We start from the raw sequence: 14,693 nt of genomic DNA, 5'->3' as shown, positions 1-14,693 counted from the left end.
GACCCCGTAAAATGCTGACTCGCTTCACTCAGGCAATAAAATTATATAAATTCTTTGCTTAAAGTAATGTTTTGGCAAGCGCGATACAGGCGTTTATATCTTGACTTTGGCTCACTATTGGCTCGGTAAATTTTAGCTCTTTTGCAGTGACCTTTCCAATGCTTATCGCTTGATAGCTCTCATCCCAACCAAAATTATTAAGAAAATTTTTGACATTTAGTGGAGAAGCGAAGATCAAGATACTATTTTTTGGCGGTTTTAGCTCCATTTTGCAAGGATTTAAAATATTTTCATAGGCAACGATCGCCTTTATATTTACGCCACCCTTTTGTAAAATTTCTAAGAAATTTGAAGCACTATCTTTACCTTTTAGATAAATAACCTTTTTACCTTTTAAAAGTGGCAAAATTTCTCTTGCGAAGTCATCTCCGTGAGCATTCTTTCCGGTATAAATTTCGCTAAATCCAAACTCTCTTGCGGCCGACGCACAACTATTTGCAATGGCAAAGACTGGCAAATTTATAGGCGAAATGCCATTAAATTTTAATGCATTAAAAGCATTTTTAGAAGTGGCTACCAGCACATCATAGTCGCTTAAATTTAATTCAAATTTTAAAAACTCGATCTTGCTAACACTTAAATTTATAACGCTCTCATTAGTCGTTTTTGTATTTGAAATAAGATAAATTTTACGCAACTCTTTTTAACCTTAAAAAAGACATCAAAGCAAGTAATGTGCAGGCTAAAATAACAATAGAAGTTGAATAAAATATATCGCCAAGCCCAACTAGCGGAGAGACGACGCCGCCTAAGAAAAATGGACAAAATCCAAGTATCGCTGAGGCTGAGCCTGCGTATTCTCTGCCTTCATTCATGGCTAGCGATGAAGCAGTTGGCAAGACAAATCCTGTAAAAAGAAGCAATAAGAAAAATGCGATGATAACGCCGATCACTTCAAATTTAAAACAAAGCATGAAAGCAATAAAAATGCTAGCAAACAAGGTGCCAAAAAGCCCAGTTTTTAGTGCTTTTCGCTCATTTAAAAGACTAGCAAGCCTTGCTCCTATAACAAGCCCTAAACCATTTGAAGCAAAACAAAAGCTATAACTTACTGGACTTAGAGAATAAAATTCTTGAAAGATAAACGAAGATGACGCTATATAAGCAAACATCGCACCCATCGCAAATGTCTGAATGCTTACAAAAAGCATAAATTTTTTCTTTCTTAAAATTTTGCCAAAAACACTATAAGTCACTAGCAAAGGCATTTTTAAGCGATTTGACTGACTCAAGCTCTCTTTGAAATAAAAATTTGCGATAAAAAGCAAAATACCAATGATAGTAAGCGCCATAAAGATGCCACGCCAGTCGGTAAATTTAAGCAGCAAACTACCGCCAATTGGTGAAAGTATCGGGGCTAGACCATTTACGACCATCATAAGGCTAAAAAATTTAGTCATTTCATGGCCCTTATAAAGATCACTAACAACAGCCCTTGAAATAACCAAACTGCCGGCACTTGCAAGCCCTTGAATAATTCTCATAAAGATAAAAAACTGGATATTTTGTGCAAAAAATATAAAAATAGTGCTTATAGTATAGACGATGAGTGAGATAGTAAGGGGCAATTTTCGGCCAAATTTATCGCTTATTGGACCAACTATGAGCTGACCTATGGCTAAGCCTGCCATCGATGTAGTGATCGTTAATTGTGTAGCTGTAACGCTTGTTTTAAACCACTCAGTAATAGCCGGAAGTGCTGGCAAATAAAGATCTGTCACAAATGGTCCAAAGGCAGAGAGAGCACCTAAAAATAGCAATAAAAATAGTTTGGAATTTTCTTTTTTCATAGTTTTTCTTTAAATTTTAAAAGAGATTATATTATGACTTTGCTTTTTGGGTTATTAAGGGTAAATTTAACGTGATTTATAAAATATAAAAGCCCTAAAATTAGGGCTTAGTATTACATTTTGTCTTTAGTGACGATTAAGAGCATTTTAAATTTATCTTTTATCTTTAATCCGTGTGGTATTTTACCTGGAAGCACGATGGTATCGCCTTTTTTGATATCAAAATGCTCATCACCAATAGTTAGTTTCATCTCGCCATCAAGTGCGATAAGTAGTGCATCGCCTGGAGCTGCGTGAGTTGAGAGCTCTTGGTCTGTGTCAAAACTAAGTAATGACATTGATCCGTTTTCGTTCTTTACGAGCGTTTTGCTCACGATTTTGCCTTTTTCGTATTCGACTGCATCAACTAAGCTAAAAATAGCTGCCTTAGGTAAATGATCTATCATTAAGTCCTCCTTAAAATCAATTGAAATATATTTCGTTGGTTCTTTAAAAACTAGCTTGCGCCACACTTTTTTCTCTATCAGGCAAGCTTGCTCATTGCCTATATGCATCTGCTTTTCGCCATAGTATAGGCTAGCACCGCCCTCTACAACCCATGCAAGGCTGTCGCAAAACAGCATCTCATGATCTAGTTCCTCACCCGTATCAAAAGCAAATACATCGACATGAGCGTTCTCGCAATCAAAAATTCTCTTGCTAACGACGCTTTTTGCGACGACTTTCGTGTCGGCGTTTAGATTGTAAATTTTACTCATTTTATATCCTTTTTTGCAAAATTATAAAAGGTTAAGAGCTAAATTTCATTGACCAATGTTAATAAAAAGAGAAAAAATATCCTAATTAAAACTAATGTATATAAGGAAGTTCCATTTACAGAAAATTTCATAAAGGGATTTTTGTGTCTACTCTCACTCAATAATTACCATATCATATTTGTTTCTTTTATTCTATAACAGTATCTTTTTAGTTTCTGTTTTTAATATGCGTAACCCGGCTTCCTTGCCGTAGTTTTGTAAGCTTCGTTAAGTACTAATCCAATACCCATTTGATGGAATTTTTTATACCAATTACAAAAATATCTGTACAATCCTTGTCGGTTGCATTTAATACAACAAAACCAACCGACTCATCATTCATATGGCAAGCGAGAAAAGGCTTTTACCGTGAATCACGAATATACTCTTCTGTGCTTTCTGGTATTCCAAACCATTCTGAAAGGTCATATAATATTTCTCTTGACACAGCTTACTTTTCTAATTTATCTTCAACTTCTTTTATTTTTATATCAATTTACTCTTCCACAACTTCTATACTTTTAAATGTATACCTTTGTTTCTTAAATTTTCTATGCAATCAGCCAGATATTCAATATCGTGCTCTTTGTAAATTGGACTGCTTATAATTTCTTCTTTAAGATTATCGTACTTTTCTGCTGTCCTTCCTCTATAATTTTTATCTTTCCATTCCGCAGAAACATTATATCCCCTTTTTTCCATCTCCTCCATAACCAATACATGGTAAATAAAAAGATGATACGGGGAATATGTAAACACATAGTCTACAGTTTTATGTTTCTTTTTCCATCCATTGCCCCTCAGAGCACAACATTCCCTATGTTGCCCAAGAAGCTGACTTTTGGGCAATAAGTGGATAAGTTTTTCATGCCATAGTCTCATATTGTTCTACTGTTAACAAAGTTGATTTTTCTAAATATTCATTAGGGTATTTCTTTAGTAAAGTGTTAATGCATTCAATTACAACATCTTGATTATTTTTCCCTTCCATATATCCATTTAATATATCAAATAATACCTGTTTTTCAATTGTACTTGCGTCTTTTTTGAAATAACCCCATATGTGAAGAACAGCGTTACTAAAATCTTTTTTACTCTCCTTCATATCCCTTGTTTCATGTATTTTTTCATTTAGCCATAAAACATCCAATTCTGTTCCTTTTAAGTACTCTCTTATCCCCAAATATGCTTTATGCGATTTGCTTAGTACAAAATATTTATTTTTTGCCCATAATTCTTCACATTCTATTCTTATATCTTTGTGACTCATATTGACGCCTTTTTCAAAATATTCAAACTAAAATAAATCCCATATAGTATATCACCATTTAAGTCTTTATTAATAGCATTTAAATTTTTATTTAGATAAGGTATAAATGAATATCCCGCATTGCTATATGTTTAAGTGTGCTCCGATACAAAGAATTTTTATTACTGTAATCTCTTCAAATTCAAACTTATCAACCACTGTTTCCACAAAAGCCTCCCACTAAAATGGTGGAAGGCTTTCTAAATAATTTATCTAAATTCAACAACTCCCTTTGGAACCTACTTTTTCTTACTTTTAGTATCAAAATAGTATCACTAAAGAGTTTTTGCTTCCGTAAGCCGTTGTGATATTGTATTTTCAACGGTTTTACAACAGAAATACTTTTACTCTATTCCCACTCAATAGTTGCAGGTGGCTTGCTTGAAATGTCGTAAACTACGCGGTTTATACCGTTTACCTCGTTTATAATGCGGCGGCTTACGTTTTCTAGCAGATCGTACGGCAGGCGTGAGAAGCTAGCAGTCATGCCATCGCTCGCATCGACCACACGTACACAAACAGCATTTTCATAAGTGCGGTTATCACCCATAACACCAACAGAATTTACATTTAAAAGCACGCAAAATGCCTGCCAAGTTTTGTTGTACCAGCCAGTGCTCTTTAGCTCATCGCGCAAGATCACGTCAGCTTTTCGAAGTAGCTCAAGGCTTGGTTTATTTACTTCACCCATGATGCGAATAGCAAGGCCTGGTCCTGGGAAAGGATGACGGAATACTAGATCACGGCTTAGTCCAAGCTCAAGGCCTAGTTTTCTAACCTCATCTTTAAAAATTTCTCTTAGTGGCTCTATTAGCTCAAATGTCATCCAATCAGGCAAACCGCCAACATTATGGTGGCTCTTTATCGTCTTGCTTGAGCCAACTACGGAGCTTTCGATAATATCAGTATAAAGAGTACCTTGAGCTAGAAATTTCACATCGCCGTGCTTTTTAGCCTCTTGCTCAAAAATTTCTATAAAGGTCTCGCCTATGATCTTGCGCTTTTTCTCAGGATCAACCACACCAGCTAAGCGGCCAAGGAAGATCTCACTCGCATCTATGCTAACTAGCTCAACGCCAAGCTTTGTTCTAAAAGTAGCCTCAACTTGCTCTCTTTCATTTGTTCTAAGAAGTCCGTTATCAACAAAGACAAGGATCAAATTTTCAGGCACAGCAGCTGCTAAAAGTGCTGCGGTTACAGAACTATCCACGCCGCCACTAACTGCACAAAGTACCTTATGAGTACCTACTGTTTTTCTTATCTCTTCTATCTTATTTTTAGCGAAGCTTCCCATATTCCATGTGCTCTCGCAGCCGCAGATATATTTAGCGAAATTCTTTAAAATTTGCGTACCGTATTCGCTGTGTTGCACTTCTGCGTGAAACTGGATCGCATAAAATTTTCGTTTATCATCGCCAAAAGCACAATAAGGCGAATTTTCACTAATAGCGATCACTTCAAAGCCCTCTGGCAAGTCTTTTACATAGTCACTATGACTCATCCATACGATTTGTTTTGAAGGTGTATCTTTAAATAGCTCATGCTCTTTAATAACGCTAAGCTCAGCCTTGCCGTACTCTTTTTGATCGGCCGCTAAAACCTCAGCTCCATGCGTGTGAGCAAGTAGCTGCATGCCGTAGCAAACGCCAAGTATAGGGATGTTTAACTCAAAGACACCGTTATCGCAAAAATAAGCATCTTTAGCATAAACACTAGCTGGACCGCCACTTAAAATGATACCTTTTGGCTCTTTCGCCTTTATCTCACTAAGCTTTGCATTAAATGGCAAAATTTCAGTGTAGACGCCCTCTTCTCTTAGCCTTCTAGCTATTAGCTGAGTGTATTGCGAACCAAAATCCAAAACTATAATCGTATTGTTCATTTATAACCTTTTAAAAATAGATATGAAAAATTTCAAACTGCACATACCAAACAATGATTGATACGATATATCCTAGAACCACCATCCAAGCGTATTTCATATGTGCACCAAAGGTATAAATTCCTTTTAATTTACCCATTACTCCAACACCAGCCGCTGAGCCAAAGCTGATCATCGAACCGCCGATACCAGCAGTTAGTGTCACTAGTAGCCACTGACTCATCGCCTCGCCCGCATCAGCTCCCATAGCTGGATTTGCTTTTAAGACAGCTGACATAACAGGGACGTTATCAACGATGGCTGAAAGGAAGCCAACGCCAATATTTACAGCAGTTGAGCCAAATTTATCATAAAGTGATACAGCGTAATTTAAAAATCCAGCAAAATGAAGAGCGCCAACTGCAGCTAAAATTCCAAAGAAGAAAAATAGTGTGTTGTTTTCGATCTTTGACATATAGTGAAATACATGCATTGGCTCTTCATTTTTGTGAGCTTTTTTAAAATAGTAAGTATAAAGACTAAGTAGTGAGAAGCCAAACATCATTCCCCACATCGCTGGTAAGTGGAAAAGCTGATGCATCATAACAGCACAAAAGATAGTAAATGCACCTATAAAAATAACCGCTTTACCGCCCTTTTTCATAACCACTTTTGGCTCGTTTGCCACATCAAAATGTGGTGCAGTACTTGGCACTACGCGAGAAAGTAAAAATGCTGTTACAAGCCAGCCAATAATAGATGCTGGGAAAAGTGCGAAAAAGTCTAGAAACGGTGACTTACCTGCTGCCCAAACCATAAGCGTAGTGATATCGCCAAATGGACTCCATGCTCCACCTGCATTTGCTGCAACGACGATGTTTATCGCGCCAGCTACTAAAAAATTTGTATTATTTCTATCTATCGTTAGAAGAACGGTTGAAAGAATAAGCGCTGTTGTTAGGTTATCAGCTACTGGGCTTATAAAAAATGCCAAAATACCAGTTAGCCAAAACAGCTTTCTATAAGTATAGCCTTTTGATACGAGATTATATTTAAGTGCATTAAATACGTCTCTTTCGATAAGTGCTTCGATAAAAGTCATCGCCACCATCAAGAAAAATACGATCTGAGCAATCTCTAAAATCAGGTGATTTACCTCATGTTCAAGCGAATGCACATCCATGCCATTTATAAGCATATAAACACCGATAAGTAGGAACATAAACGTACCGATAAATATAGCAGGTTTTGCTTTGTCGATATGGAAATTTTCTTCTGCTGCTATAAAAAAATATCCAACAACAAAAATTATAAGCGATAAAATTCCTGCCCATGTAGTAGTTAAGTCAATAGCTGCGGTTTCTCCATCAGCACCAAAAGCCATCGCGAAAAACAAGCCTAGAAGTCCAAAAAACCTCATTATACTCTCCTTGTAGAATAAAAAATCTTGGTATATTACTTAAATGAGCCTAAAAATTAGGTTAGTTAAAATTATTAAGCTTACATTACATTTTTATTTAAATACGAAAAATTTTACTAGATTTTGTTTATCTTATCAGTTTTCTTTTCTTTTACGGGAGCATTTCCATAAAATGGATCATCCTTGTAACCACAACCGCTAAATGCAAAAAGAGTAAAAATTAAAATAAAAGATGATAAGATAAGCCCATGAAAAACGCTAAATTTTTGATAAATACTATTCACGAAAATCCTTTGTATAAAGAAAAATTAAGCATGGCAAATGAGTGCCAACAGCTTTTAGAGCTTATGGGGAAAGCAAAACGATTTTATATAGCTTTTTGCTACGTTAGAGAAGGTGTTTTGACCTTTGTTCTTACTCATCCCACTGGGCTTTTAGAGCTTAGGCGTGATAGTAGTATAAATGATATAAAAAGGTTATTAAAAACCTTTTGCAAATTTAATAAAAATAGCGTTTTTAACAGCATTCTTACTCCAAAGCCTCTTAACGAAATCAACTATACAAAGAACAAAAAAGAAGAAAATATAAGATTTGTCGTGAGCAAATTTTTAAAATTTTTTAATCAAAAAGAGCAAAGTACCATCTTTTATGCGCCAGCTAGTAAAGGCGAGTTTAAAAATTTGGCAAAAGACGAGCAAATACGCCAAAAATTTGAAGAGCTAAGAGAAATTTTGCTAAAGAAAAATGAGCAGGCAAGATGCTAATAGACGAGATAAGAACGCTTCCAAACGAGCCTGGCGTATATCAATATTTTGACGCGCAAAATAGACTTTTATACGTTGGCAAGGCCAAAATTTTAAAAAATAGGGTCAAAAGCTACTTTAAATTTACCCCAAGCCTAGCTCCGGCTGAAAAACTAAGCCCAAGAATTTCAAAGATGATAAGCGAAGCTGTGCATCTTGAATACATCGTCACGCCAAGCGAAGCAGACGCGCTCATACTTGAAAATTCTTTCATCAAGCAGCTAAAACCAAAGTACAACATCTTGCTTCGTGACGACAAGACCTACCCTTACATTTTTATAAATTTAAATGATGATTTTCCAAGATTTGAGATCACTAGAAAGGTGGTTAAAGGCTCGAATATCCGCTATTTTGGGCCATATTTTAGTGGAGCTAGCGAGCTACTTGAGGCGCTTTATCTAAATTTTAATCTCGTTCAGAAAAAGTCCTGCATCAAAGGCAAAAAAGCCTGCCTTTTTTATCAGCTAAAACGCTGCTATGCTCCGTGTGAAGGCAAAATTTCAAAAGAAAACTACGCTAAGATCGTAAATGAGGCTATCGCGGCCTTACAAAATCCAAATTTACTCATCACTCGCCTTGAAGAGCTCATGCTAAACTACGCCAAGGCTGAAGACTACGAGCAAGCAGCCGCGACTAGAGATAAAATACAAACACTTAAAAACATGCAAACAAAGGTTGAAGTTGATCTAGCTAAACTTGAGGACTTTGAGGCCTACTCGGTCGCTTGCGTGCACGATATGATCTGTGCGGTGAGATTTAGCGTGCAAAATGGCAAGATAACTGGCGTAAAAACTGACATCGCGCAGGCTAAAAACGCTCAAAAAGATGAGATAAACGAAGCTTATAAGCAGGCTATTTTAAAAAGCTTCATAGCTGGACAGCCAATAATTAGCACCAAAATTTACGTCAATGAGAGCTTTGAAGATAGCGAGCTTGTTGAAGAAATTTTAAACGAGAGATTTGGACGTAAATTTAGCATCACTTGCCCTAAAATTGGCGATAAGCGTAAAATTTGTGAGATCGCTACCAAAAACGCTGAAGTTAGCATCGAAAAATATCTAAAAACGCACGATAACGTGCTATTAAACGAGATAAAAGAGTACTTTGACCTAGCTCACACGCCTTACGTGGTCGAAGCTTACGACAACTCACACCTTTTTGGCGAGGCAAGTGTCGGAGCAATGGTGCGCTATGAGCATGGCGAGTGGGCAAAGCAAAACTACCGCCATATGCACCTAAGCTCTAAAAACGACTACGATCAGATGAAAGAGAGCCTAACAGCTAGAGCCCTTAGATTTGACAAGCTTAGCCCACCTGATCTTTGGGTTATTGACGGAGGCGAAGTGCTTTTAAACTTAGCCTGTGAAATTTTAGCAAGTAGTGGCGCAAATGTCGATGTGATAGCCATTTCAAAAGAGAAGATCGATGCCAAAGCTCACCGCGCAAAAGGCGAAGCAAAGGATAAAATTTACACAAAAAATGGTAGCTTTAGCCTAAGTACGAGCGATAAAAAGCTTCAGTTTTTCCAAAAAATGCGTGATGAAAGCCATAGATTTGTCATTAGCTTTCACAGAAAAACAAGGCAGAAAAACGATATGCAAAGATCAATTCTAAAGCAAGCTGGCGTTTCTGAGGGCAGTATCGCGAAATTAATCAGCTTTTACGGAAGTTTTGATAAAATCAGCGAAGCGAATTTAGACGAAGTGGCAAAAATAACAAATAAAAGCGTAGCAGAAAAGCTTGCAGTGCTCAAAGAAGGAAATTTGAAGTGATAATATATGATGAAAATTTAAAAATATCTGCGATAACGCAAGATTCACTTGAGCTATTAGGTTTTGATAGTTTAGATGACTTTTTGTTGCGATACAAAGATATAAGCGAGCTAGTCATAACAAGCCAGGAAAGTACAAACTACAGCTTCTTGGAATTTTTACAAAATACGAAAGATAATAGCGCTAGAGTAAATTTAAAAAGAAAAGATGGTGGCGCGATCTTACTAGAAGTGAGATTGCAAAATGCCATTTTAAAAAATGGTGAGAAATTTTTTATCGTGCTTTTAGAGAAGCAAGACATAATAAACAACCAAAATCTAATAGCAGCGGTAAAAGTAAAACCTACATTAAGACTGCCTGTTTTTAAACTGAACGCATGGTATCTTTTTGACACACAGACACAGTCACTTATCGATGATTCTTGGTTTGAAACATCGCTTAAAATACTAAATTTAAATAAAAAAGATTTTGCGTCCTACTTAAATATCTTTTTGCATAACGCAAGAGAAATTCTTATCCAAATCCAATCAGCCATAATCGCAAAAGACGAGATAATGCTCAAAAAATACGTAGATGAGATAAGGGAAGCTGCATTAAATTTAAAGCTTAATAACCTTGCAAATGAGCTTAACGCTTTTTTAGATAACAATCAAAATGGAAAAATGAAAGAGATGTCTCTTTTTACCAAAAGACTAATTGAGATAGAAAATATTGTAAAAAAACATAGCAAAAAGAGTATCCATGAAAAATAATAAATTTTATATATTGTTAGCGCCAATAATAATTTCAGCGATCTTTTGCGCATATAGCGGAAATGAAAGCTATAAAAAATTTACAGAACTAAAAGATCTAAATGAAAAACTATATAAACAATCCTTAGTATTTCAAACTATAAGATCTGTAATACAAGAGCACGATACGCTAATAGGCAAAAACCAAGAAGATATAAAAAGGTTGCAAGATAACACCTTAAAAAATACACAAAAATTTATAAATTCTATAAGAAAAGACGATCGCATCGAGATACGAAATATAAATAAATTAAAAGAATTGCTAGCAAATATAAATCAAAATGATAAATTTGATGAACTATTTTATGAATTTTTCCAAAATATAAATGGAGAAATAGATAGCGATTTTAAACAAGACTTAGACCGAGACTTTCCACTTATAATAAAAGCTTATGCCGCAACTTTAAGTAAAATTTACAATCAACTCTCTTTAGCAAACAACACAAAATACTATGTAAAAAATATCTTTATAAATGGCCCTTTATTTTCAATAAATAGCAATGTGAGAGAAAATATATATTCCGTAAAGGACAACACGCCAAATCTTGATATGCTTCCAAAAAGTGAGCTAAAAGAGAATATCTATAAAGACTTTAACCAGTTTGAAGCCAACTATCAAGCCAGAAAAATAAGAGAAGTTAAAGCCAAGATCGCATTTTCTGAGAAGCTAAACATCGAAGATATCATCTTAATCAAACAGTATGAAGATGATAAATTTATACTTTTATTAGATAGTGCCATAAACATAAAAAATGAGCTGTTAGAACTTACTAAGAGCGAGAAAATAAGATTTGGCATAAAGACCTTCTTTGAGTTTTTGCTTTGTGGCTTGCTCATTTTATCTTTGCTTAGCATTTCTGCTAGGTTGAAATTTTTAAAGGTGCTTATCGATAAGTCAAAATACATATCAAACTATATCCTATCATCAAAAGAGACAAGTGCGGATAATGCGATATCAAAACTTATAAAAACTTATGAAGATCTAAAAGAAACCTATATAAAAGATAGCAGCTTTTTTCAGATAAAAGATAGATATATTTTATCCGTGAGCAAGAAGCTAGAGTCTATCAATAAGGAAATTTTTACATCGACTGCGGCTTTAAAAATAGAAACAAATAATAGCAAAAAGCAAGTATTTATAGACACGATAGAAAAAAATGCAAATATCATGACTTCACTTTATAACAATGCTAAAAATATCTCAAATGTTAAAAAATATAGCGAATGCAATAAAACCGAGATATTTGATCCTCAAAAAAGCTTCGAAGAAATTTTGCAAGCAAATATCGTCTATTCGCAAAGCAAAAAGATAAATTTTATAAGTTACCTTGATCCAAGCCTTACAAATGAACTAGAAGGAAATCTAAATTCATTAAAAACCGCATTTAACTCTATCTTTTTGGCGTCTTTATCAATGTCTTTAAGACATCAAAACATTATCATCACTATCAAAAAAGTTCAAAAAGAGTTTGATAGAAGCGGGCTTTGTTCTGTAAGCTTTAGCATAAAAAATAGCTCAGCTGCCATGAGCGAAAAGCAAATTTCAGATATATTTTTAGATGATGAGAATAGCTTAAATAATGATGAGAGCGAGTTTTATCTAAAAATCGCTCAAATTTATTTAAAAAATTTAGAAAGCAAGCTGGAGATTAACTCGTTTCCAAGTATTGGCAATGAGTTTAAATTTATAGTCATTTTTAAAACAACATCAAACTATAAAGACTTTGATATAAAATGCAATCATAAATTAGCATTCTTGCAAGACGTAAATGTCGCTTACAACGAAGCTTTTGAGCAGACCACAAAAGACCTTGGACTCAAAGTGGATATGCTAACAAGCACTAGTCCATCTATTACAAAAAATTATGATGCTATATTTTTAAGAAACACCAATAAGCAAGGCCAAGATATTAAAAATCCGCTCATTTTAAAAGATCCGCTAACTCCATTAAGTATCACAAGACTACTTTGCTTAGGTGAAGCTGATATTATGAATAAAAATTTAAACGATAAACCAAAAATTTTAATCTACGATACTAATGAAATTTACATAGATATAACAGCAAGTGGCTTTAGTAAATTTAACTGCGAAGTTGTGGGAGTTTGTAATAAAAAAGATTTAAAACAAGCCATAAAGCAAGGCAATTTTGACCTTATCTTTGTTGGCTCGAAATTTTTCGAAGCTGAAAAAAATAGCCTTCAAAAAAATCTTGATCTTATAAAAGCAGCTATACAGAATGCGAAAATTCCAATTATACTAATGCTTTCAAATACTTCAAATATAGATGGAGAGAGCGTCAAAGAATACTTTAATGCTTATATAAAAACGCCAATAAATAGCGACGAACTGGCTCAAATTTTTAGAAAATTTTTGCCAAATTTTGGCGAGATTGCAATAGACGAAAGCTATCTGGCAAAAAGCGAAAATATTATTTTATTTAAGAAATCGCCAATGGAAAATAAAATATTTAGCTCAGCTTTAGGAGAATTTTACAACACACTTGAAACCACAAATAGCTTTGATGAGCTATTAACAAAAATAAAGACCAAAACTTATGGCATCGTTCTTATAGATGAAAACGTAAAAGGCTTCAACTACGAAGAGCTAACAAGAGTTGTTGATAAGATAAGACAAAGCCAAAAGGTTGATACAAGAGTGCTGATATTTGGCGCACAAGAAAGAAGTGAATTTCCTTTTGTAAAAGTGCTAGCCAAAAATATCACAAAAGCAGAGCTTTCAGCTACCGTAAGAGAGCAAATCGATTCTATGGGCACTAGCTATGCTAAAAGCTCTTATGAATTTATTAAGTTTAACGCTTAAAACTCTTTTGCGTTATTTTTAAATACATTTAGCACGCTTGCCCGCTTATGGCAAATTTCAGCATATTCTCTTTCGCTCTTTGAGTCGTAAACTATACCAGCTCCAGCCCCCACAAATACATTACTAAATCCATTTTCACCTGGCACAAATATGGCTGAGCGAATAAGAATAGCAACCTGAGCATCGCCATTAAAATGTAAAAATCCAATGCCGCCGCCATAAATATTTCGCTCAGAAATTTCAAGCTCATTGATTATCTGCATAGCTCTTATTTTTGGGGCTCCGCTTAGTGTGCCAGCCGGAAAAATGCTAGCTAAGACGTCAAAAAGATCAAGCCCTTTGGTGCATTTGCCATAGACATCGCTTACGATATGAATTACTTTTTCATATTTTTGGATATGCATAGCATTTTTTACGGATACACTTTTTGATTCTGAAACCCTGCCGATGTCATTTCTGGCAAGATCGATTAGCATTTTGTGTTCAGCCAGCTCCTTTTCGTCACTTAATAGCTCATTTTCAAGTGCCGCATCTGCATTTGCATCGCTTCCTCTAGGCCTTGTGCCCGCAATTGGTGCCACAAAAATTTGCTCACTTTTCATCTCAAAAACAAGCTCTGGCGAAGAGCCAACCACATCGCCATAAGGTGTAGGAAAATGAAACATATATGGGCTTGGATTTGTAAGTGAGAGCTTTTTATAAAATTCCAAACTGCTCATATTCGTTGAAATTTCAAGCAATTCACCAAGCACCACCTGAAAGACATCGCCGCTTCTTATATACTCTTTTGCTAACTCAACCATATCCTCAAAGTGTTTCTTTTCTTTACTAAGATCAGTTTTTATACTAAATTTACTCTGCTCTTTGCTTTTGCATTCAACTTTCGCATCAAGCAAAAAGTCATAATATTTATTCTTATCTCCATAAAATGTATAAATTTTACTCATCTTATCAAAGTGCAGATAGGCCTTTGCATCGGCATAGATAAATTTTGGAAATTCATACTTTTTAGCTTTCTCTTCTCCGATATATTCAAAATATCTCACACCATCATAAGCAAAAACGCCAAAAAGTCCCGCAAAAGGTGCGAGCGATCTGTTACGATTAGTATCAAAATAACTTCTAAGCCCATAAAAATCCATATCCTCTTCATCGATGTATTCGCAATCAATGCCTATAATTGTTTGCGTCTTATCCTCGGCTAGGTAGCTATTTTTAAATTTTTCTCTAATCACTTCATAATAAAACAGTGGTTGTTCTAAGAGCATT

At 35.1% G+C, this 14,693-nt stretch carries 13 protein-coding genes; 4 read left to right on the top strand and 9 right to left on the bottom strand.

The annotated features are described in order from the left end of the window. Nucleotides 1-58: 58 nt before the first annotated feature. The 8 genes from CVT13_RS08225 to CVT13_RS10300 form a co-directional block, all read right to left on the bottom strand. A complete protein-coding gene (locus tag CVT13_RS08225; RefSeq protein WP_084042244.1) occupies nt 59-697 on the bottom strand; it encodes a uroporphyrinogen-III synthase in 639 nt (212 codons plus the stop codon). Beyond that, nucleotides 690-1,850 (bottom strand): multidrug effflux MFS transporter, encoded by a 1,161-nt coding sequence (locus CVT13_RS08220; RefSeq protein ID WP_107812227.1) that lies wholly within the window; start codon nt 1,848-1,850, stop codon nt 690-692. The genes CVT13_RS08225 and CVT13_RS08220 overlap by 8 nt, the downstream gene beginning before the upstream one ends. Nucleotides 1,851-1,963: 113 nt before the next feature. Continuing rightward, nucleotides 1,964-2,608 carry a cupin domain-containing protein gene (locus CVT13_RS08215; RefSeq protein ID WP_107812226.1) on the bottom strand — a complete coding sequence of 215 codons (645 nt, stop codon included), beginning with the start codon at nt 2,606-2,608 and terminating at the stop codon, nt 1,964-1,966. 552 nt (nt 2,609-3,160) lie between these two features. Next, nucleotides 3,161-3,529: a TIGR02328 family protein gene (locus CVT13_RS08205; protein ID WP_107812225.1), complete on the bottom strand. Its 369-nt coding sequence runs from the start codon at nt 3,527-3,529 to the stop codon at nt 3,161-3,163. Continuing rightward, nucleotides 3,513-3,917: a YbgA family protein gene (locus tag CVT13_RS08200; RefSeq protein ID WP_107812224.1), complete on the bottom strand. Its 405-nt coding sequence runs from the start codon at nt 3,915-3,917 to the stop codon at nt 3,513-3,515. The genes CVT13_RS08205 and CVT13_RS08200 overlap by 17 nt, the downstream gene beginning before the upstream one ends. 388 nt (nt 3,918-4,305) lie before the next feature. Further along, nucleotides 4,306-5,838, bottom strand: coding sequence for a glutamine-hydrolyzing GMP synthase (gene guaA, locus CVT13_RS08195; protein ID WP_107812223.1), 1,533 nt, complete (start codon nt 5,836-5,838; stop codon nt 4,306-4,308). 10 nt (nt 5,839-5,848) lie between these two features. Further along, complete coding sequence (gene nhaD / locus CVT13_RS08190; RefSeq protein ID WP_107812222.1) at nt 5,849-7,237, bottom strand: sodium:proton antiporter NhaD; 1,389 nt, start codon at nt 7,235-7,237, stop codon at nt 5,849-5,851. A 116-nt stretch (nt 7,238-7,353) separates the two neighbouring features. Then, nucleotides 7,354-7,521: a hypothetical protein gene (locus tag CVT13_RS10300; RefSeq protein WP_021091736.1), complete on the bottom strand. Its 168-nt coding sequence runs from the start codon at nt 7,519-7,521 to the stop codon at nt 7,354-7,356. 30 nt (nt 7,522-7,551) lie between these two features. On the opposite strand from CVT13_RS10300, the gene CVT13_RS08185 reads away from it, so the two are divergent. The 4 genes from CVT13_RS08185 to CVT13_RS08170 are packed head-to-tail and all read left to right on the top strand — an operon-like array spanning nt 7,552 to nt 13,424. Then, nucleotides 7,552-8,001 (top strand): hypothetical protein, encoded by a 450-nt coding sequence (locus tag CVT13_RS08185; RefSeq protein ID WP_107812241.1) that lies wholly within the window; start codon nt 7,552-7,554, stop codon nt 7,999-8,001. Then, on the top strand, nt 7,995-9,812 hold the full coding sequence (gene uvrC, locus CVT13_RS08180) for an excinuclease ABC subunit UvrC (RefSeq protein WP_107812221.1): 1,818 nt from the start codon (nt 7,995-7,997) through the stop codon (nt 9,810-9,812). The genes CVT13_RS08185 and uvrC overlap by 7 nt, the downstream gene beginning before the upstream one ends. Next, the gene (locus CVT13_RS08175; RefSeq protein ID WP_107812220.1) at nt 9,809-10,564 is read left to right on the top strand and encodes a hypothetical protein; all 756 of its coding nucleotides are present in this window, start codon (nt 9,809-9,811) and stop codon (nt 10,562-10,564) included. Before uvrC ends, CVT13_RS08175 begins: the two co-directional genes overlap by 4 nt. Beyond that, nucleotides 10,554-13,424, top strand: a complete 2,871-nt coding sequence (locus CVT13_RS08170; RefSeq protein WP_107812219.1) for a response regulator — start codon at nt 10,554-10,556, stop codon at nt 13,422-13,424. Before CVT13_RS08175 ends, CVT13_RS08170 begins: the two co-directional genes overlap by 11 nt. Here the strand turns inward: CVT13_RS08170 and CVT13_RS08165 are convergent. Further along, nucleotides 13,421-14,692, bottom strand: coding sequence for an anthranilate synthase component I family protein (locus CVT13_RS08165; RefSeq protein ID WP_107812218.1), 1,272 nt, complete (start codon nt 14,690-14,692; stop codon nt 13,421-13,423). The two genes, CVT13_RS08170 and CVT13_RS08165, sit on opposite strands and share 4 nt — an antisense overlap. Between the last annotated feature and the right edge of the window lies 1 nt (nt 14,693).

Origin of the sequence: Campylobacter concisus (assembly GCF_003049085.1) — a bacterium.
Classification (GTDB): domain Bacteria; phylum Campylobacterota; class Campylobacteria; order Campylobacterales; family Campylobacteraceae; genus Campylobacter_A; species Campylobacter_A concisus_H.
The sequence above is the reverse complement of the archived record's forward strand: the minus strand, read 5'-3'. Positions and strand labels throughout refer to the sequence as shown.